General features: G+C 39.2%; 27 protein-coding genes. 9 read left to right on the forward strand and 18 right to left on the reverse strand.

Annotated elements, in window-relative coordinates:
- The 8 genes from HMPREF9075_RS13910 to trxA form a co-directional block, all read left to right on the forward strand.
- A partial coding sequence (locus tag HMPREF9075_RS13910; protein ID WP_232305104.1) for a hypothetical protein occupies positions 1 to 198 on the forward strand: 198 nt, incomplete at its 5' end.
- A gap of 243 nt (positions 199 to 441) precedes the next feature.
- The gene (locus HMPREF9075_RS10705; protein WP_009416623.1) at positions 442 to 2,508 is read left to right on the forward strand and encodes a GDSL-type esterase/lipase family protein; all 2,067 of its coding nucleotides are present in this window, start codon (positions 442 to 444) and stop codon (positions 2,506 to 2,508) included.
- 96 nt (positions 2,509 to 2,604) lie between these two features.
- On the forward strand, positions 2,605 to 3,387 hold the full coding sequence (locus HMPREF9075_RS10710) for a DUF481 domain-containing protein (RefSeq protein ID WP_009416624.1): 783 nt from the start codon (positions 2,605 to 2,607) through the stop codon (positions 3,385 to 3,387).
- Positions 3,388 to 3,399: 12 nt separating this feature from the next.
- Positions 3,400 to 4,065 carry a DUF421 domain-containing protein gene (locus HMPREF9075_RS10715; RefSeq protein WP_009416625.1) on the forward strand — a complete coding sequence of 222 codons (666 nt, stop codon included), beginning with the start codon at positions 3,400 to 3,402 and terminating at the stop codon, positions 4,063 to 4,065.
- A 113-nt stretch (positions 4,066 to 4,178) separates the two neighbouring features.
- Positions 4,179 to 4,646, forward strand: coding sequence for a hypothetical protein (locus HMPREF9075_RS10720; protein ID WP_062079426.1), 468 nt, complete (start codon positions 4,179 to 4,181; stop codon positions 4,644 to 4,646).
- A 118-nt stretch (positions 4,647 to 4,764) separates the two neighbouring features.
- Positions 4,765 to 7,239 carry a type I DNA topoisomerase gene (topA, locus tag HMPREF9075_RS10725; RefSeq protein ID WP_009416627.1) on the forward strand — a complete coding sequence of 825 codons (2,475 nt, stop codon included), beginning with the start codon at positions 4,765 to 4,767 and terminating at the stop codon, positions 7,237 to 7,239.
- Between the two features lie 49 nt (positions 7,240 to 7,288).
- The gene (locus tag HMPREF9075_RS10730) at positions 7,289 to 8,107 is read left to right on the forward strand and encodes a DUF4476 domain-containing protein (protein WP_009416628.1); all 819 of its coding nucleotides are present in this window, start codon (positions 7,289 to 7,291) and stop codon (positions 8,105 to 8,107) included.
- Positions 8,108 to 8,173: 66 nt separating this feature from the next.
- Positions 8,174 to 8,533, forward strand: coding sequence for a thioredoxin (trxA, locus tag HMPREF9075_RS10735; RefSeq protein ID WP_353956036.1), 360 nt, complete (start codon positions 8,174 to 8,176; stop codon positions 8,531 to 8,533).
- Positions 8,534 to 8,617: 84 nt separating this feature from the next.
- Here the strand turns inward: trxA and HMPREF9075_RS10740 are convergent, their stop codons facing one another.
- The 11 genes from HMPREF9075_RS10740 to HMPREF9075_RS10790 form a co-directional block, all read right to left on the reverse strand.
- Positions 8,618 to 9,004: an HIT family protein gene (locus HMPREF9075_RS10740; RefSeq protein ID WP_009416630.1), complete on the reverse strand. Its 387-nt coding sequence runs from the start codon at positions 9,002 to 9,004 to the stop codon at positions 8,618 to 8,620.
- Between the two features lie 35 nt (positions 9,005 to 9,039).
- The gene (fmt, locus tag HMPREF9075_RS10745) at positions 9,040 to 9,954 is read right to left on the reverse strand and encodes a methionyl-tRNA formyltransferase (RefSeq protein WP_034557585.1); all 915 of its coding nucleotides are present in this window, start codon (positions 9,952 to 9,954) and stop codon (positions 9,040 to 9,042) included.
- A 10-nt stretch (positions 9,955 to 9,964) separates the two neighbouring features.
- Positions 9,965 to 12,370: a DNA translocase FtsK gene (locus tag HMPREF9075_RS10750; RefSeq protein WP_009416632.1), complete on the reverse strand. Its 2,406-nt coding sequence runs from the start codon at positions 12,368 to 12,370 to the stop codon at positions 9,965 to 9,967.
- A gap of 131 nt (positions 12,371 to 12,501) precedes the next feature.
- A complete protein-coding gene (gene tpx / locus HMPREF9075_RS10755; RefSeq protein WP_009416633.1) occupies positions 12,502 to 13,002 on the reverse strand; it encodes a thiol peroxidase in 501 nt (166 codons plus the stop codon).
- A gap of 87 nt (positions 13,003 to 13,089) precedes the next feature.
- Positions 13,090 to 13,644, reverse strand: coding sequence for an RNA polymerase sigma factor (locus HMPREF9075_RS10760; RefSeq protein WP_009416634.1), 555 nt, complete (start codon positions 13,642 to 13,644; stop codon positions 13,090 to 13,092).
- Complete coding sequence (locus HMPREF9075_RS10765) at positions 13,644 to 13,835, reverse strand: hypothetical protein (protein WP_009416635.1); 192 nt, start codon at positions 13,833 to 13,835, stop codon at positions 13,644 to 13,646. The genes HMPREF9075_RS10760 and HMPREF9075_RS10765 overlap by 1 nt, the downstream gene beginning before the upstream one ends.
- Before the next feature lie 51 nt (positions 13,836 to 13,886).
- The gene (gene bshB1, locus HMPREF9075_RS10770) at positions 13,887 to 14,603 is read right to left on the reverse strand and encodes a bacillithiol biosynthesis deacetylase BshB1 (RefSeq protein ID WP_009416636.1); all 717 of its coding nucleotides are present in this window, start codon (positions 14,601 to 14,603) and stop codon (positions 13,887 to 13,889) included.
- A 38-nt stretch (positions 14,604 to 14,641) separates the two neighbouring features.
- Positions 14,642 to 15,424, reverse strand: coding sequence for a polysaccharide deacetylase family protein (locus tag HMPREF9075_RS10775; RefSeq protein WP_009416637.1), 783 nt, complete (start codon positions 15,422 to 15,424; stop codon positions 14,642 to 14,644).
- Positions 15,425 to 15,433: 9 nt separating this feature from the next.
- Positions 15,434 to 16,363 carry a glycosyltransferase family 2 protein gene (locus tag HMPREF9075_RS10780; RefSeq protein WP_009416638.1) on the reverse strand — a complete coding sequence of 310 codons (930 nt, stop codon included), beginning with the start codon at positions 16,361 to 16,363 and terminating at the stop codon, positions 15,434 to 15,436.
- A 9-nt stretch (positions 16,364 to 16,372) separates the two neighbouring features.
- Positions 16,373 to 17,518, reverse strand: coding sequence for a glycosyltransferase family 87 protein (locus HMPREF9075_RS10785; RefSeq protein WP_009416639.1), 1,146 nt, complete (start codon positions 17,516 to 17,518; stop codon positions 16,373 to 16,375).
- A complete protein-coding gene (locus tag HMPREF9075_RS10790) occupies positions 17,518 to 18,072 on the reverse strand; it encodes a glutathione peroxidase (protein WP_009416640.1) in 555 nt (184 codons plus the stop codon). The genes HMPREF9075_RS10785 and HMPREF9075_RS10790 overlap by 1 nt, the downstream gene beginning before the upstream one ends.
- 88 nt (positions 18,073 to 18,160) lie before the next feature.
- On the opposite strand from HMPREF9075_RS10790, the gene HMPREF9075_RS10795 reads away from it, so the two are divergent.
- A complete protein-coding gene (locus tag HMPREF9075_RS10795) occupies positions 18,161 to 18,766 on the forward strand; it encodes a DUF4254 domain-containing protein (RefSeq protein ID WP_009416641.1) in 606 nt (201 codons plus the stop codon).
- 37 nt (positions 18,767 to 18,803) lie between these two features.
- Here the strand turns inward: HMPREF9075_RS10795 and HMPREF9075_RS10800 are convergent, their stop codons facing one another.
- The 7 genes from HMPREF9075_RS10800 to HMPREF9075_RS10830 all read right to left on the reverse strand — a co-directional run bounded on the left by HMPREF9075_RS10800 (position 18,804) and on the right by HMPREF9075_RS10830 (position 25,958).
- Positions 18,804 to 19,568 carry a hypothetical protein gene (locus HMPREF9075_RS10800; RefSeq protein ID WP_009416642.1) on the reverse strand — a complete coding sequence of 255 codons (765 nt, stop codon included), beginning with the start codon at positions 19,566 to 19,568 and terminating at the stop codon, positions 18,804 to 18,806.
- A gap of 138 nt (positions 19,569 to 19,706) precedes the next feature.
- Positions 19,707 to 20,648: a glycosyl transferase family 90 gene (locus tag HMPREF9075_RS10805; protein ID WP_009416643.1), complete on the reverse strand. Its 942-nt coding sequence runs from the start codon at positions 20,646 to 20,648 to the stop codon at positions 19,707 to 19,709.
- 32 nt (positions 20,649 to 20,680) lie between these two features.
- A complete protein-coding gene (locus HMPREF9075_RS10810) occupies positions 20,681 to 21,202 on the reverse strand; it encodes a hypothetical protein (protein ID WP_009416644.1) in 522 nt (173 codons plus the stop codon).
- Positions 21,202 to 22,383: an AAA family ATPase gene (locus HMPREF9075_RS10815; protein ID WP_009416645.1), complete on the reverse strand. Its 1,182-nt coding sequence runs from the start codon at positions 22,381 to 22,383 to the stop codon at positions 21,202 to 21,204. Before HMPREF9075_RS10815 ends, HMPREF9075_RS10810 begins: the two co-directional genes overlap by 1 nt.
- Before the next feature lie 105 nt (positions 22,384 to 22,488).
- Complete coding sequence (locus HMPREF9075_RS10820; protein WP_009416646.1) at positions 22,489 to 23,241, reverse strand: succinate dehydrogenase/fumarate reductase iron-sulfur subunit; 753 nt, start codon at positions 23,239 to 23,241, stop codon at positions 22,489 to 22,491.
- A gap of 6 nt (positions 23,242 to 23,247) precedes the next feature.
- Positions 23,248 to 25,275 carry a fumarate reductase/succinate dehydrogenase flavoprotein subunit gene (locus HMPREF9075_RS10825; RefSeq protein ID WP_009416647.1) on the reverse strand — a complete coding sequence of 676 codons (2,028 nt, stop codon included), beginning with the start codon at positions 25,273 to 25,275 and terminating at the stop codon, positions 23,248 to 23,250.
- 5 nt (positions 25,276 to 25,280) lie between these two features.
- Positions 25,281 to 25,958 (reverse strand): succinate dehydrogenase cytochrome b subunit, encoded by a 678-nt coding sequence (locus tag HMPREF9075_RS10830; RefSeq protein WP_009416648.1) that lies wholly within the window; start codon positions 25,956 to 25,958, stop codon positions 25,281 to 25,283.
- Between the last annotated feature and the right edge of the window lie 308 nt (positions 25,959 to 26,266).

A 26,266-nucleotide genomic window follows, 5' to 3' on the forward strand; every position in this document is an offset into this window, starting at 1 on the left:
GCACAAGCTGCAAGCTTGCGCCAGCGGGGGTGTGGCGCAATCCCTTCAAAAAAGGAGGTATGTCGCAATTGTACTATTAATTCGCTTATCCTTCGTCACATACTCGGCTGTGCCAGCTCGCCGACTTTCCTTCGCTCATCCTTCGCTGAACCTTCGCTCAAGGTTCGCTGGGGAACAATTATGAATTTTGAATTTTGAATTGGGGGGGTAGAAAAACTTTGGCAAACTCTGAAAGTTTGCCAAAGTGTGTGGCGCATTCTGAATTTTGAATTGGGGGGTAGAAAAACTTTAGCAAACTTTGAAAGTTTGCTAAAGTGTGTGACGCACGGATAGCGCAAGTGGGGGTGGAGGGAGAGAAAATAATTTTGTGCAGAGCTATATATTCAATAAAAACGGGTATCTTTGCACCATAAACCAATAGGGTAATAAAAATAACCAACAATGAAAAAACAATTATTTCTTCTTTTTCTGTTATTAAGCTTTATAGGCTGTGCGCAGAAAAAAACTATCAAAGTAGCTTGTGTGGGCAATAGTATTACTTATGGCTATTTGCTTGAAAACCGCGAAAGCGATGCTTATCCGGCGGTACTGCAACGCGCATTGGGAAAGCCGTATTTGGTGGGGAATTTTGGGAAATCGGGGGCTACCTTGCTAAGCAAAGGTCATCGCCCTTATATAGAACAAGAGGAATACAAGCAAGCGCTTGCTTTTGAGGCTGATATAGTGGTGATTCACTTGGGTATCAACGATACTGACCCGCGCAACTGGCCTAATTATCGCGATGATTTTATTACTGATTATCTCACTCTTATCAATAGTTTTAAGAAGGTAAACCCGAAGGTGCGCATTCTTATTGCCCTGATGACTCCTATAGGGCATACGCATCCGCGCTTTGAGTCGGGGACTCGTGATTGGCACGAGGAAATACAGGGGGCTATACAGCGCATTGCCGAAGAGGCGAAGGTGCAACTGATAGACTTCCACAGTCCTTTATATGCTTACCCACAGCTCTTGCCCGATGCGGTGCACCCTAATGCTGAAGGGGCTGCAAGGATAGCGGAAGTGGTATACAAGGCTATCACGGGTAATTATGGGGGGCTGCAACTGCCTGCTTTCTACAGTGATAATATGGTACTTCAGCACGGCAGACCGCTGGTAATTGAGGGGATTGCTAATGCAAAGGCGCGCGTAGCTATCAGCATAGGAGAACAACAGCTGAGCACTACGGCTACAGACAATGGGCAATGGCAGGTGATATTAGCTCCTTTGAAAGCTAAAGAAACTTATACGCTAAGCGTTGAGTCGGGAAAGGAGAAGAAGGTGTTTAAGAATATCATAGCGGGCGATGTATGGCTTTGCTCGGGGCAATCGAATATGGAATTTACTCTTAGTCAGGCTTCTACGGGAGGTACTGACATTCCGCAAGCTACGTATCCTACTATTCGCTTTTGTGATATGAAAGCGCGCTGGCGTACTGATGCTGTGGCGTGGGAGCCTTCAACTCTTGATAGTATCAATCACTTGCAGTATTTCACTCCTGCCCAGTGGCAGATGTGCAGCCCTGAGACGGCGGCTCAGTTTTCGGCAGTAGGCTACTATTTTGGCAAAAAACTTCAAGAAACAACTGATATGCCGATAGGGCTTATCTGTAATGCTGTAGGGGGGTCGCCTACGGAAGCGTGGGTGGATAGGCATACTCTTGAAAAGCGCTTTCCTCGTATTCTCAGCGATTGGCGTAACAACGATTTTATAATGGACTGGGTGCGCAAGCGCGCTGGTGAGAACATTGCCAAAGCAAACGATAAGAGTCAGCGGCATCCTTATGAGCCTTGTTATCTTTACGAGGCGGGGATAGCTCCGTTGAAATCATTGGCTATCAAGGGGGTAATATGGTATCAAGGGGAATCGAACGCTCATAATAAAGAGGCTTATAGCAAACTGTTTACCTTGCTTGTAGAGAGCTGGCGTGAAACTTGGCATCAGCCTGATATGCCTTTTTATTACGTTCAATTATCGAGTATCAACAGATCTTCGTGGGGGTGGTTTAGAGAGGCGCAGCGGCGTTTGCTTTACTCGGCTTCTCATCTGGGAATGGCGGTGTCTTACGACTATGGACACCCTACCGATGTGCACCCTCAAAACAAGCGCCCTATAGGGGAACGGCTGGCTTATTGGGCTCTTTACGATAGCTATGGGCGCAAAGATATAGTGCCTTCGGGTCCTTTGTGCAAGTCGGTTTCATTCAAAGGTAGTGTGGCTACTCTCTTTTTTGATTACGATAAGGGAATGCATAGTGCTGATGGGAAGGCTTTGCGTAGTTTTGAAGTGGCGGGGCGCAATGGTATTTTCTATCCTGCTACAGCAAAAGTGGTGGGTGAAGCTATAGAGGTGAGCAGCCCTGAGGTTCCGCATCCGCAACAGGTGCGTTATGGCTTTGCTCCGTTCACCGATGGCAATTTGGTGAATGGTGCGGGACTGCCTGCCAGCACGTTTGTAAAGGGAAATTAGCAAATTGGGGAATTAGGAAATTGGGGAATTAGCAAATTGCTAATTTGCTAATTATTACTATTTTTGCGCCCGAAAAAGAAAAACTTAAAAATCACGATGAAACAATTACTTTCTTTATTAGGGGCATTGCTGTTTTCGGCTACTGCTTATTCGCAGATGCTTTTTTCGGAAAATCTGACTATGACAATAGACAGCACCAAGACACTACAAGGTACTTTGATGCCTATTTTGGATTTTAAAACTGAAAAAGCTAATGTTTTCACACTCAAAAATACGGCTAACCTCAATTTACTGCTCAACCGCAATAGGGTGATAAACGTTATCAATAAATTTGAGTTTTCTACCTATGGCAGAATGCTTATCGTAAGTGGGGGTTATATACATTTGGAATACCGCTATTTGTTAGACCACGCTTTTGAGTTATATCCTTATGCTGAATCGCAATGGGCTGAAAGTAGGGGTATGAACCACAAGATTTCTGCAGGCTTGCAATCGCGCTACCGGCTAATAAATACTAAAACTTCACTAATGTTTGCTGCGGTAGGTGTATTCTTTGAACACGAAAAATGGCAACACCCAGCCCCCAATACCAACAATCCTGACTACGCTTATACAAATAGTATCAAAACTCATTTGTCGCTTAGCTATAAACTTCGATTAGGTGAAAAATGGGAGCTTACCACTACTGCTATTCATCAAACTCGTCCTGATAGTACTTTTAAAGAGGCACGCTATGGTGGAGCGGCAGATCTTAGATACAACATCACTCCTACGATAGGCATCGTGGGTACTTATCGTCTTATTTACGACACTGCTCCTATTGTATCTGTGCGAAAAGACTACAACACTATGGAAATAGGGCTTAATATTTCATTCTAATTTATCAAATTTATGTTTACAATACCTTATCTCGAATCGGATGAGTTTTTTTACTTAGATGTATTTCTAAAACTATTTTTAGGCTTGTTGGCACTTGTGTTGATTATCAACAAATCGGGCAAGGGCAATTTGGCACCTACTTCGGCTATGGATCAGGTGCAAAATTACGTGCTGGGGGGAATTATCGGGGGTGTGATTTACAGTCCAGCGGTGAATCTCTTTCAGTTTACAATTGTTTTGCTTATTTGGGCATTTTTAATCATTGGTTTGCGACAACTTAAAACTAAAAATCACGCTTTTAGGAGATTTATAGATGGAGCCCCTGTGATTGTTATCAATCGGGGCAAAATAGATATTGCTGCTTGTAAGAGGGCTAAAATTACAGCACACGAGCTGGCTTTTAAACTTCGTAAAGAGGGGATATACTATATCAGAAATGTGAAAAGGGCGGTGCTTGAACAAAACGGCGAGCTCATTATTGTATTGGCAGGCGAAGAGAACCCTAAATATCCTATCATCACTGATGGGATTATTCAGAAAAGCGTGTTGGAGGATGTGGATAAAACCGAAGAATGGTTGCTTGCAAAACTGCAAGAATTAGGCTATGAAAGTCCGTCACAAGTGTTTTTGGCTGAATACGAAAGTGGGCAGATAAAGGTGATACCATATGATAATTAGCAAATTAGAGAATTAGGAAATTAGATGTTTTGGTGTTATTCCTAAAAACCAAATATTAGAAACACGAGAAGTGGTAAAAAAATGGAGAAAAAGAGAGAAAAATGTTAAAAAAAATGAGACAATTACTAAAAGTTAAAGGAATTATAATCATAATTCTTTTTCTTTTTTCTTGCCAATATAACAAAAACCAAGAACGTTTTTACATCCAAAGTAGAATAGAAATACGTAATTCTACAGGTTTTTCAGAGTATGAAATGTATTGTTTTAGCAATAAAGAATATGCTGTAAGAGAGAAAATATATTTTGATTCTTTTGGGAAAGTAGATTCTGTAATGATAAGTTCAGGAATGTGCTTTTATAGAACTCCTAAAGAAAAACAACTTTCTTTTTCCTTTAGTAATGACGAGGATAAATATTGGAAATATAGTATAAAATTAAATACTTTAAACCATTCTATTATAGATGGAATGGATACAATATATAACTTTCAACAAAAAGAAGGAAAACTATACTATGAAGACAAAAAGAGAGGGTCTTTCTATATTTATGAGATAGGATTTCTCTTTGGCAAAGAAATATGACACCGACAATCTCACTTAGGGGTGGAATGGGCGGTTGGCAGGAATTTAAAATTAATTATTGGCAATTAAACATTATTTTGTACCTTTGCCCGCAATAACTAAAAAAACATAGAAGCGTATGGCTAAAAATGTAGTGATTGTTGAGTCGCCAGCAAAAGCAAAAACTATTGAAAAATTTCTTGGTAAAGACTATAAAGTAGTATCGAGTTATGGGCATATTGCTGACTTGCCTTCCAATGAATTGGGAGTAGATGTGCAAAACGGATTCAAACCACAGTATTTGATTTCGAACGATAAAAAGAACTTGGTAAAAGAGCTCAAAGCACTTACATCTAAAGCCGAAATGGTATGGCTAGCATCGGATGAAGACCGCGAAGGAGAGGCTATTGCTTGGCATTTAGCGGAAACGCTTCATCTAAATGAAGCTAATACCAAACGTATTGTTTTCAACTCAATCACCAAAGCTGCTATTGAAAAAGCTATCAAGAACCCGCGAGGTATTGATTACAATTTAGTTAATGCACAACAAGCACGCCGTGTGCTTGACCGCTTAGTGGGGTACGAGCTTTCGCCTGTGCTATGGAAGAAAATAAAAAGCGGTCTTTCGGCAGGGCGCGTGCAATCGGTAGCTGTGCGACTGATTGTTGAACGCGAGCGCGAAATACAAGACTTCAAAACTCAATCGTCATACAAAATTACGGCTGAATTTACTACTTCGGAAGGAAAAATAGTAAAAGCTTCGCTATCAAAAAGTTTTAATACACAGGCAGAAGCAGAGGCTTTTCTACAAAAAAATATAGGGGCGAACTTCAAAGTACAATCATTAGAGAAAAAACCGACCAAAAAATCGCCAGCACCTCCTTTTACGACTTCTACACTACAACAAGAGGCAGCACGCAAGCTTCATTTTTCAGTAAGCAAAACGATGTCGGTAGCACAACGCTTATACGAGTCTGGTTTTATAACTTATATGCGTACTGATAGCGTAAATTTGTCGCAAGAGGCTTTGAATAGTGCTAAAAATACTGTTGTACAGCTTTTTGGCGATAAATATAGTCAGGTAAGGAATTTTGCGACTAAGAGCAAAGGGGCACAAGAGGCTCACGAGGCAATACGCCCTACAGATATGAGCAAACCTACCATAGCTGCTGAACCAGACCAAAATAAGCTATACGAACTTATTTGGAAACGTACTCTTGCCTCTCAAATGGCTGATGCTCAGTTAGAACGTACTATTGCAAAAATAGAAAACGACAAGCATCACGAGCTTTTTACAGCTACGGGCGAAATGATTCAGTTTGACGGATTTTTGAAAGTTTATTTGGAAAGTACGGACGATGAAGACGAAGAGCAAGAGGGGATGTTGCCTACCCTAAAAGAAGGCGAACCACTTACTAATAAAAATATTACTGCTACTGAGCGATTTACGCGTCCTCAGCCTCGTTATACTGAGGCTTCGCTGGTGAAAAAACTTGAAGAATTGGGTATTGGACGTCCTTCAACTTATGCACCTACTATTTCTACGATTCAAAATAGGGGTTATGTGGAACGTTCGACCTTGGAAGGTGAATTGCGTAACTATCAGCTGCTTAGGCTTGTAAATAACACTATAGAGAAAAAAACACTTACCGAAAGGGTGGGTGCCGACAAAGGTAAACTTATTCCTACGGATATAGGTAGTGTTGTAAATGACTTTTTAGTAGCTCATTTTGATACTATTATGGACTATAATTTTACAGCAAATGTAGAAAATAGTTTTGACCTTATAGCCGAAGGAAGTGAAAATTGGACAGAAATGCTTGGTAAGTTTTACACTCATTTTCACCCTATAGTAGAGAATGTAGAAAAGAATTCGGGGCGAGAAACGGGTGAACGCTTATTGGGTACAGACCCTAAAACGGGTCGCCCGCTAAGTGTTCGTTTGGGGCGCTACGGAGCAATGGCACAAATAGGTAACCCTGAAGATGCTGAAAAGCCTATTTATGCAAGTTTGTTGGCGGGAATGTCAATAGAGACGATTACTTTTGAAGAGGCACTAAAACTCTTTGAGTTACCACGCCATTTAGGAATTGTTGATGGTAAAAACGTAGAAGTAAACGTAGGCAAATTTGGGCCTTATGTACATTACGGTGATGCTTATATTTCATTGGCTAAAGGTGAAGATGTTTTTTCGGTAACTTTAGAGCGAGCAAAAGAATTGATAAGCGAAAAGAAGAAAGCAGATGCTCCTATAGCTATCTATGAGGGTGCTGAGGTTACAAAAGGGGTAGGAAGATTTGGGCCTTTTATAAAATGGAATAATATTTACATCAATGTAACTAAAAAATATAATTTTGATAGACTGACCCCTAAAGATGTAGAAGAGCTGATAGAAAGCAAGCTACAGAAAGAACAAGAAAAAGTTGTAAAACAATGGGATGAGGGTGAAATACGCTTAGAGAAAGCGCGCTGGGGTCGTTATACGCTCATCAAAGGAAAAACAAAGATAGAACTTCCTAAAGAGACTGATGTAGAGACTTTTAGCAAAGAACAAGCGTTGGCATTATTAAACGAAAAAGCTCCCAAAACGAAAACTACTAAAAAGAAGAAATAATATTTTGGCACGGTATTAGCTACTCTATTCTTATAAAATACAAAGAGAAATGAAAAAAATAGGTTTGCTTATTATAGCTTTCGTGATGGCTGTTGCTGTAAGAGCGCAACAAGTGGGTAGTGCAGGGCGTTTATTGCAAAATGAATATCAGCCCAACAAGCAGTCTCGTGCTGTAATAGGGCGCGGTGGGGTAACTATCAATATTGATTATCGTTGGGAAGCTGATTATAATAGAGGCTATTCGGAGGTATTTATACGTATTCCAGAACAAGGACGCTTTACGGTAAGCATTGGCGACCAAGAAATAACAAATGCCAATGGTATGTTTCGCTTTTTTGACTTAGCCTCAGTATCGCAACCGCTTTCTATATGGGCAGGACGCCAGCTTATTTATAGAGTAACCATCAGCCCTCGTGATAATACACGTATGGTAATGGACTTTTTCACGCAAGGTGGATTGTATTTATTAGACGAGATAACATTGAATAACAATGAGCCTTCATATCACGGAAGGCAGTGGAATGATGTTTGGAATAGGTCATACTCAGGAGGTGATTTTGCAATGCAAATAGGTAGACCAATGCCTCCAGAAGAATATCAAAAGTTTATAACAATGTACAAAAAGCAAACTTTTGATGATGAAAAGCTATCTTTCTTCAATATGCAGAAGAATTTGGTAGTTCTTACTACTGCGCAGGTGGGTGAGCTTATATCATCGCTTTCTTTTGGCAATAGCAAGCTTTCGCTGGCAAAGTCAGCCTACGATCGTGTAATAGACCCTCAAAATTACTATTTGCTACTTGATAAGTTTACTTTTCAAGATGAAAAAGAAAGTTTCAAAAGCTTTTTACAATCAGTACAACGCTGATAATGGTATAACAAAAAAGTATAATTTTCTATATAACATAACGGAAAAAATTAGTACCTTTGCACTATAAAATTAAAAACAACTAAAAAATATATAAATATGGCATTAGAAATAACAGACGGAAATTTTGAAGAGTTGGTACTGAAGAGTACACAACCTGTATTGGTAGATTTTTGGGCAACTTGGTGTGGACCTTGCCGTATGCTTGCTCCTGTAATTGAAGAAGTATCTAAGGAATACGAAGGGAGAGTAGTAGTAGGCAAAGTAGATGTAGATAACAACCAAGAATTTGCTGGTAAATATGGAATTCGCAACATTCCTACAGTTTTAATCTTCAATAATGGTGAAGTAGTAGGTAGACAAGTAGGGGTAGCTCCTAAAAAAGCTTATACTGACGCTTTAGATGAAGTACTTAACGCTAAATAACGAGTAACTTTTTGAAACAAAAAAAGCTATCAATAATCATATGACTATTGATAGCTTTTTTGTTTTGCCAATATAGTATTGCAACTAAAGGGCTGCACTAACCTTGTTGGCTAAGTCTTTGAAGGTTTCATCGGTAGGGTGTACTTTCTCTAAGAAAGTCATTTCACTCATTTTGCTGATTGGGATAAGATGCACGTGCACGTGAGGTACTTCAAGCCCTACTACAGCTACTCCTATACGCTCACAAGGCACTACTTTTTTTAATGCAGTAGCTACTTTTTTAGAGAAAGCCATTAGCTTTAGATAAAGCTCATCTTCCATATCAAAAATGTAGTTAATTTCCTTTTTAGGTACACAAAGTGTATGCCCTAAGGCATTGGGGTTGATATCAAAAAACGCAATGAAATTATCGTCTTCAGCTACCTTATAACAAGGTATTTCCCCATTGATAATTTTTGTAAAAACACTCATAGTTTTATTGTATTTTAAACGATTAATATTGTAGTTTATTTTAAACCGTTAAGCATATCAGCTATTTTCATTCGCTTTTTAGCAGGTAATTGCACTTCTAATAGCTGTATATAACCATCTTTTACAGTTACCTTCATTGTTTTCTTTTCTATGATGAACTTACCTACTTCTTCGCTATGTTGTGCAGGTTCAAATATAGCATCATATATTTTTAGCTGCAATAGTTCCCCGTTCAGAGGCATTTCCGTCCAGGCAGTAGGGTAGGGGCTCATTCCTCTGATAAGCTGTTCAATAGCCGTTCCATTAGTCTCCCAATTTATCTTGCAAGTCTCTTTGTATATTTTAGGAGCTTCAGCATATGTAATCTCTTTGTTTTGAGGCTGTGTTTGGCAAGTGCCGTTAGCTATGCTATCAATAGTTTGTAGCACGAGTTGTGCGCCTTGCGTCATTAGTTTATCGTGAAGTGTTCCTGCGGTTTCGTGAGGTGCTATAGGAGTAACGGCTTGCTGTATGATAGCGCCAGTATCTATTTTCTCATCTATGAAAAAAGTAGTAACACCCGTTTCTTTTTCGCCATTGATAATAGCCCAATTGATAGGCGCAGCACCACGATAGTTAGGTAATAATGAAGCGTGAAGATTGAAAGTACCCAAGCGAGGCAATCGCCAAACTACTTCGGGAAGCATACGGAAAGCCACTACTATTTGCACATCAGGGGCAAGCGCTTTGAGCGCCTCTACGAAAGCCTCATCTTTTAGTTTTACAGGTTGTAGTACAGGTATCCCCATTTGTTCTGCATACACTTTCACTGGCGATTGATATAACTTCTGTCCTCTTCCAGCAGGTTTATCGGCAACAGTTACTACCCCCACCACATTATAATGGTTTTCTACTAATGCTTTTAGGCTTCCCAATGCAAAATCGGGAGTACCCATAAATACAATTCTCATAACTTTATTTTTATTCACCCAGAAGATTATTTAGGCTTGCAAGGTCAGGGATAAGCACCTGTCTTGCTTTGCTACCCTCAAAAGGACCTACTATCCCAGCGTATTCCAGCTGGTCTATAACCCTACCCGCACGATTATAACCCAATTTCAGCTTTCGTTGCAAGAACGAAGCCGACCCTTGTTGAGAGTTAACCACTATTTCAGCAGCTTCGCGAAACATCGAATCTCGTTCTGAAGGGTCAAAATCACTATTATCAGTAGGCTCACTATCAGGCCCCACATATTCAGGCAATAAGTACGGGGTAGGGTAAGCACGCTGAGCCCCTATATAGTCATTTATTCGTTGCACTTCGGGCGTATCTACAAAAGCACATTGTATACGTATGGGCTCATTGCCCTTAGAGAACAACATATCTCCACGACCTATAAGCTGTTCAGCCCCCGAACCATCTAATATCGTTTTAGAATCTACTTTTGCAGTTACTTTGAAGGCAATACGCGCAGGGAAGTTCGCCTTGATGATTCCCGTGATAACGTTCACTGTCGGACGCTGTGTAGCAATAATTAAGTGAATACCGATAGCGCGTGCCAGCTGTGCCAAACGTGCTATAGGCATTTCCACCTCTTTACCTGCAGTCATTATCAGGTCGGCAAACTCATCAACTACCAACACGATATAAGGCAAAAAGCGATGTCCCTCTTCAGGGTTTAGCATACGTTTTTTAAACTTAGTATTGTATTCTTTGATGTTTCGCACCCCAGCATTCTTCAGCAACTCATAGCGGTTTTCCATTTCTATACACAACGAATTTAGCGTATTTACCACCTTTCGGTAATCAGTGATAATAGCATCTTCATTGTTAGGCAATTTTGCAAGAAAATGCCGCTCTATATGTTCAAAGATAGAAAGCTCTACTTTTTTAGGGTCTACTAATACAAATTTAACCTCCGAAGGGTGTTTTTTGTAAAGCAAAGAAGTAAGTACCACATTAATACCTACCGATTTCCCTTGTCCTGTAGCACCAGCCATTAGCAAGTGAGGCATCTTAGTAAGGTCTTCTACAAAAGTTTCATTGCTTATCGTTTTCCCAAAGGCTATCGGAAGTTCCATATCCGTGTTCTGAAAGCGCGATGAGTTTATCATCGTACGCATAAACACCGTTGTAGGTTTCTTGTTAGGCACCTCAATACCAATAGTTCCTTTACCAGGAATAGGAGCAATAATACGAATACCCAAAGCCTCTAATGATAGAGCAATATCATCTTCCAAGCTTTTTATTTTTGAAATTCGTACCCCATCGGCAGGCACTATTTCGTAAAGAGTAACAGTAGGTCCCACAGTAGCCTTTATCCGCTGTATCTCAATTTTAAACTTAGAGAGCGTCTTGATAATTTTATCATTATTCTCTTTTAGTTCCTCCTCGTTGATGACGATACCCTTGTCTTTAGGCTCATTTAGCAAGTCTATAGTAGGAAAACGATAATCACTCAGTTCTAAGCGTGGGTCGTATTCACCGTAATTATCCACCAGTTGTTGCGCTAATTCCTCAGGCGAAAGCATTGCAGGAGGTACAGCAGGTGTAATGGCAGGAGTTACTTCCTCTTCATCTATAGGCTGTGTAATTTCCAGCTCGCCTCCCCCTATTGTAGGGATAAGGTTTTTGTGAGTGTAAGGGTCTATAGGTGGTTCTTGGTCATTTACAATTTCCTGTTGGGGGAGGGCTTGTGTATCATCCTCATCTTCTTCATCGTCCTCTTCCTCGTCTTCATCTTCTTTCGCTGTTTCAGTAGAAGTTTCACTATTACTATGAGTTTTTTGGCTGAGGCTTGTTATAAAATTTTTGGCGTTAGCTACTATTTTTTGCAAGTTTAGCTTCATCTTAATTGTAATAATCACAAAACCGATGAAGAGCAATACCAACGCCGTACCCATCGCCCCTATATAATCTTGCATCCAATGGTTTAGCTCATAGCCAGCAGTTCCTGCCCATACAGTAGCCTCTCCTTGGCAAAAGCCCAATACGGCGGATATATATATCATTATCAACACCCCCCAATAACAGAGATTTACAAGGCGTTTTACATTTCTAAACACCAAATTAATCCCTATGAGGAACAGTAAGCCTACCCCTATGAAAGTAGCAAAGCCAAAGCCTTTGAATACAAAAGTATCAGTAAAGAAGCTACCCCCTTTATTTCCGCCATTTTCGGGTAATAGGCTGCGGTCGCTTAGGTTAGCAGCGATGCTTTGGTCATCTTTCCAGTAGATAAAGAAGGTAAAAAATACATAAGCCAAGTACAACGAAAATAGTATAAAGGCAATCCCAAGGATAATCCGCGAATTACCATTGCCTGCCTTCTTCTTTTTAGATGGTTTTGCTAGCTGATTGTCAGCCTGTTGTTTTTTCTTAGCCATTAGTTTTTAACTCGTTTTTATGGGGCAAAGATACAAAACAAATCACAATTAACAACAAAAAAATAGAGAGTATTCAAAAAGAATTTACCACTCTTTTTTGAATACTCTCTATTTTAAGACAATAGCCTCGCCTATTTGCCAAGAGCTGCTAAAGCCTTTTCGTAGTTAGGCTCATTGGTGGTTTCAGCCACTTGCTCGGTATATACTACCTTTCCTTGCTCATCTACTACTATTACACAACGTGATAGCAATCCTTTTAGCGGACTATCAGTAAATGTTACGGGATAATGAGCCGAAAAATCACCGCGAAAATCCGATGCCATTACAAGATTGTCAATGCCTTCAGCAGCACAAAAGCGTCCTAAAGCAAAAGGCAAGTCTTTTGATACACACACAATCGCTACATTAGGCACTTTGGCAGCTTCCGTATGGAATTTACGTACCGAAGTAGCACATACACCTGTATCTACACTTGGGAAGATATTTAGGAGCACTTTTTTGCCTTTAAAATCAGCTAAAGCTACTTCTTTTAACTCATTGGTTACACAAGTGAAGTTGGCTGCTGTAGAACCTACTTCAGGAAGATTACCCGCAGTGTGTGCAGGCTGTTCGTGAAATGTAATATTTGCCATTTGATTACGTTTTTTAGTTATTATTTATGTATTACAATTTGCAAAAATAATGCCAAAATATCTTTTATTATTACCATTCGCCTTTTTCTAACGATTTGCTACTGAATATAGTTCCCCAAGTATTTTCTTGGCACGCAATAGAGTAACCTTCACGTTGCTCATTGTAATATGCATAGTTTCAGCAATTTCCTTGTAACTTTTTTCTTGCAGATAACGCAACTCTATAACCGTTTTGTAGGGTTCTTTAAGTTGCCCAATCATTTTCAGTAAAGTGTCAGATTGTTGTTGCATAATGAGGTGGTCTTCCCCAGTAGGCGATTGGTCGGCTATCCATCCAGATTCCCGCTCTTCGGTACCTAAGTGCAATAACATTTCATCTTGCTGCCGTAGCATATCTATGTGAATGCGCTTTGAAATGGTTATCAGCCACGTCCTGAAAGAGTATTGTGCGTCATACAGTTCTATTTTGCTAAATGCACGAGCAAAAGTCTGTACTGTAATGTCTTCAGCCTCTTGTTCATCACCCACCCTTTTCAGTTGAAAATTATATACATCGCTCCAATAAGCATCCAGCAAAGCACTAAATGCGCGCTGGTTGCCTTCTTTGGCAGCAGTTATATGATTTTCTAAGCTATCAGTCATTATTTTTTACGGCATTCTTGTTCATCAGGCATACGACCACAAAAGCTACAAGGTTCCCCTTCAGGATTCAAAAAAGGACTTTGGCTAGCGCAAGATCCAGAGAACTTACCTCCTTTTTTACCCCATATTTTTATTGCCATACCTCCTACACAAAGAAGCAAAATTCCTATGGTTAATAATGCTAATTTCATAATTGTTTTTTATTAATGTCAGTTCTATAATTCTAATTTAATGTGTTTCTATTATATCAAATCAAAAACACTTTTCACGGCAGGCACTCGCTCACACGTAAAACCTTCCGCAAAATCTGTACCAATTAGCCTTCCAAGGTCTCGAGCGCGATAGGTTACACTGTCTAAGAAGTTACGATCAGAGATAGGCGTAGTAGGCTCGTTGCTATTGCTATCGTAAAACTGCGAACTATAAGCTAACACAGCATTTACTTTAGCTTCCATAAATCCTGTAATATCCACTACAAAGTCAGGTGTTATATTTTTCCATTGTATATAGTGATACACCACCTTAGGTCGCCAAGCACTTTGCGCTTTGCCATCAAGGGTAGTCTCAATACGGCGAAGCCCACTGAGGAAGCAAGCATCACTAACCAATTTGCTGCCCTTACCATGGTCAATATGGCGATCATCTACAGCATTGCAAAGTACTATATCTGGCTGGTACTGACGTATCTTTTTGATAATTTCTAACTGATGCGCCTCATCATTCACAAAAAAACCATCTCTAAACTTCAAGTTCTCGCGCACCATTACTCCTAATAGTTCTTTGGCTTTAGTAGCTTCCTGATGGCGTATTTCAGCACTTCCACGCGTGCCAAGTTCGCCTTGTGTCAGGTCTATGATACCCACAATTTTGCCTAAGCTAATTTCCTTAGCAATAGTGCCTGCCGCCCCCAATTCCACATCATCAGGATGCGCCCCAAAAGCTAATATATCTAATTTCATTTTTAATGTTTAAATTTTTAATTATTAATCTATTTTATCTACACCCCAACTGCTTGTGTGGCTCGCACTAAATCTTTATATAAGCCCGTTTTCCACCCTTGTTGTCCTATAAAGCTCAACAGCTTATCAAAACGTGCTATCATATCCTCACCCGTATTACGCATCACATAGGCAGGAAAATTAAATTCCTTTTGGTGCAAATCTGTAAATTCCCAAGGGTGAAAGTAAAGCGCCGCATATCCTACCGATTTTACACTCCTTTTTAATAAAAAGCGGTATAACCATAGCGGAAAATTGTGAAAAGAAAGCCAAAATAGCGGTATTCTAAAACAGCTCACCGCTGTAGGTATCTGCCAAAGTCCATTTTCGTTAAAATAATGTCTCGGAACGCTCAGTTTATTGTATCTACCAGGTAAAAATGTAGGATTGATAGATGAATTATACCTATAGCCAGCCTCTTTCACAGCTTTAGCAGTTACTTCCAGCATCCGAGGCATACGCAACCCCTCTATTGTTACCCCAAATTCTCCTTCAAGAGCCTCTTTTGATAATTTCAAATGAGCTTCCTCAAAATCAGAATGAAAGTAAGTATGCGATGCCAACTCGTGTCCTTCACCTATAAGCCGCTCTATCAGGTCAGGTACTTGCTGTGCAAATACCACAGTCGAGAAAAACGTAGCACGCATTTGGTGTTTTTTGAGCAAGTCTAATATTGCGATAAGTCCTGCCCGCGAAATAGCTATTTGTCGCTCAAAAGCAATGTCGTAGCCGTATTCTTTGGGCATATCAAACTCTTCTATGTCAAAACTCAAATAAATCATTGTTGTTATTTATGAAAAACTACTTTCTTGAATAATGTAGTTAGGTCTATCCTTTGTTTGTTTAAATATTTTTCCTATATAAATACCTATAATACCCAGTATAATAAGCTGTAATCCACCAAAAAATACAATGGTCATAATCAGTGATGCCCAGCCCGATATTTCAGTGCCACTCACAAAAGCGTAAATTACATAAGGAATATACAACAGCGACAAAAGCGAAAATCCAAAGCCCAAAAGCACTGCTATATAAAGAGGTTTTACACTAAAAGCTGTTACCCCCGAAAGGGCTAAGTTCATCATTTTCTTCACTGTATATTTGCTTTCTCCAGCAAACCGCGCTTGTGCGGTATAAGGCACATAGCACTGCTTAAAGCCTACCCAAGGCACAATGCCTCGCAAAAAAGGCTCATTCTCCTTCATCGACCTAATTACCTTCACCACAGCACGATCCAACAAACGAAAATCTGCCGAACCTTCTTTAATTTCTATATCCGAAAGCATATTCAGCAATTTGTAAAACTGTTGTGATGTTTTTTGTTTCTTTTTAGGGGTATCAGCAGGATAAGTGCGCAAGGTAGCCACCACTTGGTTGCCCGCTTCCCATTGTTTTACCAATTCAGGTATAAGCGAAGGTGGATGTTGCAAATCAGCGTCAAGTGAGATAACAGCATCGCCAAAAGCAAAGTCAAGCCCTGCTTTTACAGCCAATTGGTGCCCAAAATTGCGAGAAAAAGATAGGTATTTTACCCTTTCGTCTTCGGCAGCCAATTGTTTTAGTATGTTTAGGCTATTATCGCTACTTCCGTCATTCACGAAAATAAATAAATAGTCATAATTAGATAACTTTTCAGTAAAAACCTTTCTTACTTGCCTATAAAACGCTATAATATTTTCACTTTCATTATAGCAAGGCACTACTATATCTATTGTTTTCATCTCTACTAACTAATTTTTATGAACTACCAACTTACCACTAACCATCTCCCACACTATCGCAAGCCATACCAGCGTTACAGGCACTGCCCTTAATGAATATCTGATAATATAAGGCTCTTTCAGCGGCTTAAAAATGTCAGTAGGCGAGAGCGAACCCAGCATAGCCAATACAAGCAATGCTATTTTCACCTTCATAGGCAGCTCACTCACCATAAACCATACCCCCACACCCACATAAGCTATTATATAAGTACTATTTTCAGTCCCCGTACTGAATAAACATAAAAATATACTTGTAGAAGCTAATAACAACAATCTGAAATTTAAATCCTTATAGCGGTCAATACGCAAATAAGGCAAGGCAAATAATAGTAAGCCTACTAATATTACTATTCCGTTGTTGTTGTAAATGCCCGTGCGTTGTAAAAAGCCTAATAAAGACAAATTTTGCAAGTTATACACTGTTACCCCAGTGTTCGAATTGTTTTTTTCAGAAAGAGATATCCACCAATCATAGTATTGCGAAAGCACATAGTCAGGCGAAGTAAAAAGCATCGGCAGGCAGCCCAATACTACCAACCACAGCACCCCGCTCCATACAAAACGCCATTTATCCCTCGCAAAGAAAAAGAAAGCAAGCCCTACAATGCCATAGAGCTTTGTCAGAGTGCCTATTAGTATAAAAAGCGTAGCCCAATGGCTCTTTCCACGCTGTATAAATACAAAACTCCCTGCCAAAAGGGCTATAACGCCTATATTGAATTGTTGCATAGCCGCAGCCGTATACATATCGTGAGCAGCGATAAGCAATACCCCTATAATACCCATTTTAGGCAAAGGCAATTGCCTGATAGCCCAATACAGAAACCCCGCATTGGCTATAATCCACAAAGTGCACCCCAGCCACTTAGGCAATATAGCAAAAGGAGCAATTACAATACTAAACAATATCCCATAATGATTCGTATCAAAATACTCTTCAGGATAAGCGACATACAGAGGCAATTGCTTAAGTGTGTGCCAAAAAACACCATCAAAAATAAGATAATTGTTAAACTGACCCCTTATAAAAACATTCTGCACTATGGTCGCCAAAGCCAAGCCAAACCATAGTATTGTTATAAAGCGATAATCTGTAAAAAATTTTGCACGCATTATTGTTCAATCCATTGGGTTACCTCATCACTTGTAGGCAAAGTGCGCGGAGCAATCACCTTTTCAAGTCGCCCATCCCTACCTATTAGGTACTTTTGGAAATTCCATTGCACTTTGCTATCTTCTACGCCGTTTTTTGCCTTCTGAGTCAAAAACTGATACAAAGGATGCATCTCTTTCCCTTTTACAGATATTTTAGCCATCATCGGAAAACTCACCCCGTAATTGATACTGCAAAAAGAAGCAATTTCCTCATTACTACCAGGCTCCTGACCCAAAAAGTTGTTAGCAGGAAAACCTATAATGATAAAATCCTTATCTTTATATTGTTGATAAAGCCCCTCTAATTCTTTGTATTGAGGGGTAAGCCCACATTTAGAAGCCGTATTTACAATCATTACTTTCTTGCCTTTAAGCCCCGATAAAGCATAGGCATTGCCGTTAATATCTTCTACGGTAAATTGGTAAATAGTTTGATTATCAGCCGATTGTTGTGCTTGTGAAAGTTCCATAGCCATTACAAATAAAATTAAAGTATAAAAAAGTTGTTTCATAGGTAGAAAATTAAATTTGCAGCAAAGTTACGCAAAATGATTGAACTTTCAATAAAAAAGATTATATTTGCGCAAAAAAATAATCACTATGTTTTCAGAAAAAGCCTTTAAAATATTTGAAGAAAGCATCGCGCACTACCACATTGCCGATGATGTATATCAACCCTTCACCAATCCATATCCCACTTCCGATTTGCTCAACCATTTGTTATATCGCAAAAATTGGATTGATACCGTGCAATGGCATTATGAAGATATCATTCGCGACCCACACATCGACCCCGTAGCAGCCCTCGACCTCAAACGCAAAATTGATACGTCCAACCAAGATCGCACCGATATGGTAGAGTATATAGATAGTTATTTTTTAGATTTTTACAAAGGAGTACAGCCACTCCCTACCGCTACTATCAATACCGAAAGTCCTGCTTGGGCAGTAGATAGACTTTCTATTTTAGCGCTCAAAATATATCATATGCAACAAGAAGCAACCCGCCCCGATGCCACTTCCGAGCATCGCGCCAAGTGCCAAGAAAAACTCAATACACTCCTCGAACAGAAAAAAGACCTCTCAACAGCCCTCAACCAGCTTTTAGACGATATCGCCGCAGGCAGAAAGTATATGAAGGTCTATAAACAAATGAAAATGTATAACGATGAGGAGTTAAACCCCGTACTTAGAGGAAGTAAATAAGAGATAAAAAACTGCCCAACTATTCTGGGGCAGTTTTTTATTTATTCTTTACCTTATAAACTAATTCTTTTATCATATCTTCATCGTATTCTTCAAAAGATATTTCTCCAAAATCTTTTTTAGTAAGTTGGGTGTTAGTAGGTTTACTTTCCCACCAATTGATAATCTCTCCATATCTATGAAGAAAAATATCCTTCTTCTGTTCGTCATATTTGAAAGTGATGTACTTTTCAGAATCATATTTCTCAAGTACTTGATTAAATAATTCAATAGTAAAAAAATTGTTCTTTATAGAGATGTTGCCAAAGTTATCTCCAAAAGAATTAGGGTAAATTGTTGAATTATAAGACATTTTATATAGATTATCCCCTTTGTTGAGTAGCACTATAACGGGAGCAACAGTCCAATCAATATCTCCAGTAGCTGAAAAATGAGTATACTCATTATCAAAAGCTAAGATCATATCTTCTAATTCATCTTTATTGATGTAACATCTATAAATTTCTTTAAGCTTAAATATCTCAGTATCTTCTACTTTCTTTATAAGTTCAGAAATTTTTTCGATGTAAATGAGTCGGTGATGATCATAAAAAATAGTACCATCTTCATTTACCTGTACATCTTTAGGAGTAATAATAGTATCATTACTTTGTTTAGGCATTTCCTCTTCGCCGAAATCTTCTTTAGGATTTTCTTTTATATTATTTGCTTGAGAGACTTCATTATTCTCCTTTTTATCAGAAGGTTGCCAGCAATTAGCCACAAGTAGAGAAACAATTAATAGATAGAGTATTCTTTTCATAAAGATTGTATTTTAGGAAGACGTATTAATATATGGTATTTTAATTCTGTTTTCTATTCCCCCGCTAGCGTAAGCTTGCAGCTTGTGCCCAATTCAAAATTCAGAATTCATAAAGTCTAATCGGTTCATAACGAAGTTTTAAGAATTAGTCATTGAAAAATATCTTTCAAGCACCATCAAATGGCATAATTCTTCTGTTTTTTTATTCCAAAAGGCAGCCGTGTGCTGTTGCGCATTTTTTATAATCGCTTCACAAGCCTCAGGATGCGCAATATAGTACTCCAATTGAGCTTCCAAGTCAGAGTAATCAGCAGCTATTTCTATATAATGCACTCCGCCCACCAAAGTACCCTCCATAAACCACGTTTCAATAGTAGGCTTAGGCATCACAGCCACCGAGTTAGACGACATTATCCATTTCAGGTTAGTAGCCACATCATTACCTTGCAAGCTCAGTACAAATTTATAATCCAAATGCTCTTTGAGTCCCATTTTAGGTTTTTCCCATTCAGCTTTGCCTATCCCTTTTTTACCAACACTTCCCAAATCACACAATTGATGTCCAAAATATTTATCGTAGAAATCAAATCTATGTTGTTGATAAATAGCACCTCTTCCTATCAATAAGTTCTTTTTTTGCCGAAAAGGTTGGTCGCCAACAATGCGTATATAGTGGCGAGGTTCATCAAGTTTTAGCAATACCGAATTTTCATTGCCATCACCTATCGGTCTACTCTTTACGAGGCTTGCCCTTTCTGGGGTATGAATCACATCACCAAATACAAAGTCAATAGCATTATTTTCATCAAAATACCGCGCATAGCGATAAGTGTCAAAATAGTAAGCCTTCGGACTTTTGGGGCTTCTCAAATCCCTAATATGTTTTTCTCGTGATAGCACAACAGGAGCCGAGAGCTTGCAGTAGTAAGTCACACGCGCTTCTAAGGCAGCTAATTGCTCTTCACTCATTTCAGCTTTTAGCGTAGCCATTCTTTGCTGGTAGCTACCCTGCTTTCCTAAGAATACAATAGCATAATTGCGAAGATAGTACCAAAGTTTATTCTGTTTTATAATTTTCATTTTATGGTTAAAAAATTAGAGTTTTATTGAAGCTAATATGATGGTATTTTAATTCTGTTTTCTATTCGTAAAGTGTACCCTGTTTCTTGTTTAAAGCTTTTCATTCGTTGCAATTGACTTTCTTTAAATGTAGGATGAGCTTTATTAGCTATATAAGCACGTTTTTCTCTAAAATTATTACTTTGCTCTGTCTTCTCAAAATATTCAATAGTACGCTTTAATTGTTTTTCACCATCTTCTACCCAAGCATTTTTGTCTTTTTTAGAAACTCTATCTTTTAGCTCTACAAATATAATACTTGTTTCATACCAAAGCATACCATCACAACGCTTTCCCATTTTTTTAGGGTCATCGTCACGCCAAATTTCAATACAATTATCAATAGCGATGAAATGCACTTCTTTTAATTCATCATTCTCTACAACCGCAATCCATTTAGCACCGTTTTGCTCATCAATATAAGCAGGCTCTTTATCATCTTGCTCATCGCATAAACCAAAACGTTTCTTGTTTGAAACAGATTGGCATTGACTATTAAAAAAATCTATCTCCATTATTCTAAGTCTAAAAGGTCAGCAAAGAGTTCGTTTGTACGCCCTATTTCATTATTTAAAAAATTCTCGTCTGAAGGAATACCCTCGTAACTGTCTAAGAGTTCAACACTTCCTTCTTTTTCATTGAGTTGATAAATAGCCAAATCATCACTATTTACAACTGAAGAAATAGGTACTATCTTATTGAGTTGTTCTTCTTTTTCTGCTGTAACTCCTTGCTTTAATTTTCCAGCCTCTACTGCTACCGACACATAATTCACTAAATAAGGGCTATGGGTAGTGATAATCAGTTTATTAGCGGCTATTTCGTTATTGATTTTTAGCAAGCTATAAAGCATATCGCGTTGCGAAGTAGGAAAGAGGTTTTGCTCAGGCTCTTCTACTATATTTACAAACGAGGTTTTATTGAATTTCCCCGATAAGGCATTAGCCGCACTACGCCGCTGCTCATCTGTAAAATGAGGGTTAGCATAAATTTCCTTTATCTGCTTTTCAAATAATTTACGCTCTTCTATACTCATTGGTTCTGTTTTAGTTCTTACGCTATTTACTAAATAATCAGATACCAAATATAACGGCACCAATGACTGAAAACCACTTGAAGATTCTGAAAGTTGTACTTTATACTCCTCGCCTTTCACATAGAGTATATCCCTATTTTTATCGTATAACAAATAAGAATTATTGATAGGAAGCGGTATTTCAGTTACCTTTTCTTTAGCATAGGTATAGGTTGCCAAAAAGTCATTTAGAGCAGGAGAAGCTACTTTTAGCTCCCTAATACTTTTCATATACGAAATAAAATTCCGCTCAGAAGGCACATACATTATTTGCGGAAGTGAATATGTTTGCCCACGCTTTTCAAAAAACAATTGCCCATTTGCATAAGTGATAGCAAAAACATCTCCTGTATACTCAATATAGCTATTTTCTTTAAGATAGCTTTCAAGGCGATGATAGCTTAAAAAGAAATTTTTGAAAGTATCATTTCTTTCAAACCATTCAGGATTATAGCTTTCTTTTACTAAAGCTTTCTCTATCCACATAAAAGTAGCTATCAGTTTAGCAATGGTACTCTTACCGCTACCCTGATTACCTATAAAAAAGGTTACTTTTCTAATCTCTATAGGAGTGCAACATGCTTTAATAGCTCCAAAATGTTGAATAATGATACTACTCATATCGTTTCTATAAAAGTTCTAACTCGGGCACAAATATACAACAAAAAAACTGCCCCAAACTATTCTAGGGCAGCTTTTTTATTTGTTAATTTTTAAATTTGCTAATTAACGAATACTCGCTTTGAGGTATTCTCTATTGAGGCGTGCTATATTTTCAAGCGAAATACCTTTAGGGCATTCTACTTCGCAGGCACCAGTGTTGGTACAGTTACCGAAACCTTCGTGTTCCATTTGGTTCACCATATTCAGTACGCGCTCAGTAGCCTCTACACGACCTTGAGGCAATAGGGCAAATTGCGATACTTTAGCAGCTACAAACAGCATAGCCGAAGAGTTTTTACAAGTAGCCACACAAGCTCCGCAACCTATACAAGCTGCCGCGTCCATAGAGCGGTCGGCATCGCGTTTAGGAATAGGAATAGCATTGGCATCTTGTGTATTACCCGAAGTGTTTACCGAGATATATCCCCCAGCTTGTTGTATGCGTTCAAAGGCACTTCTATCCACCATCAAGTCTTTGATTACAGGGAAAGCCGTTGCACGCCAAGGCTCGATAGTAATAGTATCACCATCTTTAAACATACGCATATGCAACTGACAAGTAGTTACCCCACGGTCAGGACCGTGAGCTTCACCGTTGATGAAGAGAGAGCACATACCACAGATACCTTCGCGGCAATCGTGGTCAAAAGCCACAGGTTCTTCACCTTGTTCGATAAGTTGCTCATTGAGTACATCCAACATTTCCAAAAAAGACATATGGTCTGAAATGTTGGTTACTTTATAATCTACCATACGACCTTTCTCCTTAGAGTTTTTTTGTCGCCACACTCTTAGTGTTAGGTTCATTGTTGCCATATCTTTCTATTTATAACTACGTTGTTTTAGTTCAATATCTTTAAATACAAGAGGTTCTTTATGCATCACCTCCTCACTTGGGTTGTAAGTATTTACTACCTCTTTAGGGTTACCAGTATATTGCCAAGCTGCTACATAAGCATAGTTTTTGTCATCACGAAGCGCTTCGCCATCAGGAGTTTGGTATTCTTCACGGAAGTGTCCACCACACGATTCGTTGCGTTCCAAAGCATCCTTAGCAAATAGCTCACCAAGTTCAAGGAAGTCAGCCACACGTCCCGCTTTTTCAAGCTCTACGTTCATACCAGTAAGCTCACCAGGTACTTTTACATTCTTCCAGAAGTCCTCACGTATTTCGCGTATTTCTCTGATAGCCTCTTTCAAGCCCTCAGCATTACGCGCCATACCCACTTTATCCCACATCACCTTACCAAGTTTCTTATGGTAATAATCTACCGAGTGCGTACCTTTGTTATTGATAAAGTAAGCCAAGCGCTCCTTCACGATGCGTTCAGCCTCATCAAATTCAGGTGTATTTGTAGGTATTTTACCGGTACGAATATCAGCAGCCAAGTAGTCACCAATAGTATAAGGCAATACAAAGTAACCATCAGCCAAACCTTGCATTAGTGCAGAAGCACCCAAGCGGTTCGCACCGTGGTCTGAGAAGTTAGCCTCACCAATAGCATAGCAACCAGGGATAGTAGTCATCAAGTTGTAATCCACCCAAATACCCCCCATAGTATAGTGAGTAGCTGGATAAATCATCATTGGTGTTTTATATGGGTTTTCAGCCACAATCTTTTCGTACATTTGGAAAAGGTTACCATATTTAGCCTCAACAATCTTTTCACCGCGTTTAGTAACCTCCTCTTTAGTAGGTTCTACCCCGTGTATTTTACATTGTTCCTTACCATAACGCTCAATAGCCGAAGCAAAGTCAAGGTACACAGCTTCACCTGTTTCATTTACACCATAACCAGCATCGCAACGCTCTTTAGCAGCACGTGAAGCCACATCACGAGGCACAAGGTTACCAAAAGCAGGGTAGCGGCGTTCCAAGTAGTAATCGCGGTCTTCTTCAGGTATTTCAGTAGGTTTTTTGCGTTTTTCGCGTATTGCTATAGCATCCTCCATTTTCTTAGGAACCCAAATACGACCATCGTTACGTAGTGATTCCGACATCAAAGTCAGTTTAGATTGGTAGTCGCCTGAACGAGGAATACAAGTAGGGTGAATTTGAGTAAAGCAAGGGTTTGCAAAGTAAGCCCCTTTCTTGTGTATTTTCCAAGCAGCTGTAGCGTTAGAGCCCATCGCATTGGTTGAAAGGAAGTACACATTACCATAACCACCCGAAGCAATAACCACAGCGTGAGCCGAGTGGCGTTCAATTTCACCTGTTACCAAGTTACGAGCAATGATACCACGCGCTTTACCATCTACAATTACCACGTCCAGCATTTCGTGACGATTGTACATATCAATCTTACCACGAGCTATTTGGCGGTTCATCGCTGCATAAGCCCCTAAAAGAAGCTGTTGCCCAGTTTGTCCCTTAGCGTAGAAAGTACGCGAAACTAGCACCCCACCAAAAGAACGGTTATCAAGTAGCCCACCGTAATCACGCGCAAAAGGAACCCCTTGAGCCACACATTGGTCAATGATGTTGCCCGATACTTCAGCAAGGCGATACACGTTAGCCTCACGAGCACGATAGTCGCCCCCTTTTACTGTATCATAAAATAAGCGATAGTTAGAGTCACCATCACCCATATAGTTCTTAGCAGCGTTGATACCCCCTTGTGCAGCAATTGAGTGCGCACGGCGTGGAGAATCTTGATAAGCAAAAGCCTTTACATTATAGCCCAATTCAGCAAGGGTAGCCGCAGCCGAACCACCAGCCAAACCAGTACCCACCACAATCACATCTATATTACGCTTGTTAGCAGGGTTCACAAGGTTGATATGGTCTTTATATTTTGTCCATTTGTCCGCTATAGGACCTTCAGGAATTTTAGAATCTAATGTACTCATAAATATTAAGCATTTAATAAGTGTTTAAAATAATGGAAGAGAGCTACGAAAATAAAGCCCCCACAAATAATGTAAGAATACCAATTACCCACTTGGCTAATAAGTTTCTTGCGAGCATCGTCTTTCCACCCCATTGATTGAAAAGCCGACTGAAAGCCGTGTAGCAAGTGCAAGCACAAAAACACAAAGCAAAGCACATACAAGCCTACACGAATAGGGTTCTCAAACTTCTCTACCAACTCGTCATAGTAGCGCTCTGGGTTCGGAGCCAATTGCTCAATGTATTTATAGTTCATTTCGCCTACCCAAAAATCCCACAAGTGAAGTGCTAAAAAGAGGAGTACCAGCATTCCTGTGATAATCATATTGCGCGACATCCAAGAAGAGTTCGCCGCTCCGTTATAACTATAATAAGGCTCACTGCCTCGTGCTCTTTTGTTTTGAAGTTCCAAAACAAACCCCATCACAAAGTGAAAAATTACCCCAGCAAGCAATACAGGCTGCATAGCAAACTGTATGAGTGGGTTTGTACCCATAAAATGCGAGAGCACATTAAAGGTACTCGGACTTAGTACCGACATAAAATTGACGGCTAAGTGTATCACCAAAAAGATGATAAGAAAGAGTGCCGAGAGCGCCATCGTCATCTTTCGTGCTACAGATGTTTTAAATAATCCTGCCATTCGTTCTATAGTTTTATATAATAGTATATTACGTTAAATTTTTCGATACAAATGTACGACAATATTTTTATTTGTACAATAAAAAAAATGTATAAAACCTTAATTTATATTCGGTTTAAAAAAGAACACATAAGATTATGAACTGATATTGAGTATATAAAGGTTAGGAAAAACTTAACAATTATAGTCTTTTATTTTAGCTTTTTTGTAATGATTTTATGATTAGTTATACCCCCCAATTCAAAATTCAGAACTCAAAATTCAAAATTCTTCCCAGCGAAGGAAAGTCGGCGAGCTGGCACAGCCGA

The sequence above is a fragment of the Capnocytophaga sp. oral taxon 332 str. F0381 genome (genome assembly GCF_000318275.2).
Lineage (GTDB): Bacteria > Bacteroidota > Bacteroidia > Flavobacteriales > Flavobacteriaceae > Capnocytophaga > Capnocytophaga bilenii.

Bases quoted from the DNA above. Each gene is read 5' to 3' on its own strand.
- HMPREF9075_RS10790 (WP_009416640.1), bottom strand. From the start codon at position 18,072: ATGAAACAACTTTTTTATACTTTAATTTTATTTGTAATGGCTATGGAA.
- HMPREF9075_RS10740 (WP_009416630.1), bottom strand. From the start codon at position 9,004: ATGAGTGTTTTTACAAAAATTATCAATGGGGAAATACCTTGTTATAAG.
- tpx (WP_009416633.1), bottom strand. From the start codon at position 13,002: ATGGCAAATATTACATTTCACGAACAGCCTGCACACACTGCGGGTAAT.
- HMPREF9075_RS10815 (WP_009416645.1), bottom strand. From the start codon at position 22,383: ATGAGTAGTATCATTATTCAACATTTTGGAGCTATTAAAGCATGTTGC.
- HMPREF9075_RS10775 (WP_009416637.1), bottom strand. From the start codon at position 15,424: ATGATTTATTTGAGTTTTGACATAGAAGAGTTTGATATGCCCAAAGAA.
- HMPREF9075_RS10825 (WP_009416647.1), bottom strand. From the start codon at position 25,275: ATGAGTACATTAGATTCTAAAATTCCTGAAGGTCCTATAGCGGACAAA.
- HMPREF9075_RS10730 (WP_009416628.1), top strand. From the start codon at position 7,289: ATGAAAAAAATAGGTTTGCTTATTATAGCTTTCGTGATGGCTGTTGCT.
- HMPREF9075_RS10720 (WP_062079426.1), top strand. From the start codon at position 4,179: ATGAGACAATTACTAAAAGTTAAAGGAATTATAATCATAATTCTTTTT.
- bshB1 (WP_009416636.1), bottom strand. From the start codon at position 14,603: ATGAAATTAGATATATTAGCTTTTGGGGCGCATCCTGATGATGTGGAA.
- HMPREF9075_RS10830 (WP_009416648.1), bottom strand. From the start codon at position 25,958: ATGGCAGGATTATTTAAAACATCTGTAGCACGAAAGATGACGATGGCG.
- HMPREF9075_RS10750 (WP_009416632.1), bottom strand. From the start codon at position 12,370: ATGGCTAAGAAAAAACAACAGGCTGACAATCAGCTAGCAAAACCATCT.
- HMPREF9075_RS10705 (WP_009416623.1), top strand. From the start codon at position 442: ATGAAAAAACAATTATTTCTTCTTTTTCTGTTATTAAGCTTTATAGGC.
- HMPREF9075_RS10715 (WP_009416625.1), top strand. From the start codon at position 3,400: ATGTTTACAATACCTTATCTCGAATCGGATGAGTTTTTTTACTTAGAT.
- HMPREF9075_RS10800 (WP_009416642.1), bottom strand. From the start codon at position 19,568: ATGAAAAGAATACTCTATCTATTAATTGTTTCTCTACTTGTGGCTAAT.
- topA (WP_009416627.1), top strand. From the start codon at position 4,765: ATGGCTAAAAATGTAGTGATTGTTGAGTCGCCAGCAAAAGCAAAAACT.
- HMPREF9075_RS10710 (WP_009416624.1), top strand. From the start codon at position 2,605: ATGAAACAATTACTTTCTTTATTAGGGGCATTGCTGTTTTCGGCTACT.
- HMPREF9075_RS10785 (WP_009416639.1), bottom strand. From the start codon at position 17,518: ATGCGTGCAAAATTTTTTACAGATTATCGCTTTATAACAATACTATGG.
- HMPREF9075_RS10780 (WP_009416638.1), bottom strand. From the start codon at position 16,363: ATGAAAACAATAGATATAGTAGTGCCTTGCTATAATGAAAGTGAAAAT.
- HMPREF9075_RS10765 (WP_009416635.1), bottom strand. From the start codon at position 13,835: ATGAAATTAGCATTATTAACCATAGGAATTTTGCTTCTTTGTGTAGGA.
- fmt (WP_034557585.1), bottom strand. From the start codon at position 9,954: ATGAGAATTGTATTTATGGGTACTCCCGATTTTGCATTGGGAAGCCTA.
- HMPREF9075_RS10795 (WP_009416641.1), top strand. From the start codon at position 18,161: ATGTTTTCAGAAAAAGCCTTTAAAATATTTGAAGAAAGCATCGCGCAC.
- HMPREF9075_RS10805 (WP_009416643.1), bottom strand. From the start codon at position 20,648: ATGAAAATTATAAAACAGAATAAACTTTGGTACTATCTTCGCAATTAT.
- HMPREF9075_RS10760 (WP_009416634.1), bottom strand. From the start codon at position 13,644: ATGACTGATAGCTTAGAAAATCATATAACTGCTGCCAAAGAAGGCAAC.
- HMPREF9075_RS10810 (WP_009416644.1), bottom strand. From the start codon at position 21,202: ATGGAGATAGATTTTTTTAATAGTCAATGCCAATCTGTTTCAAACAAG.
- HMPREF9075_RS10820 (WP_009416646.1), bottom strand. From the start codon at position 23,241: ATGGCAACAATGAACCTAACACTAAGAGTGTGGCGACAAAAAAACTCT.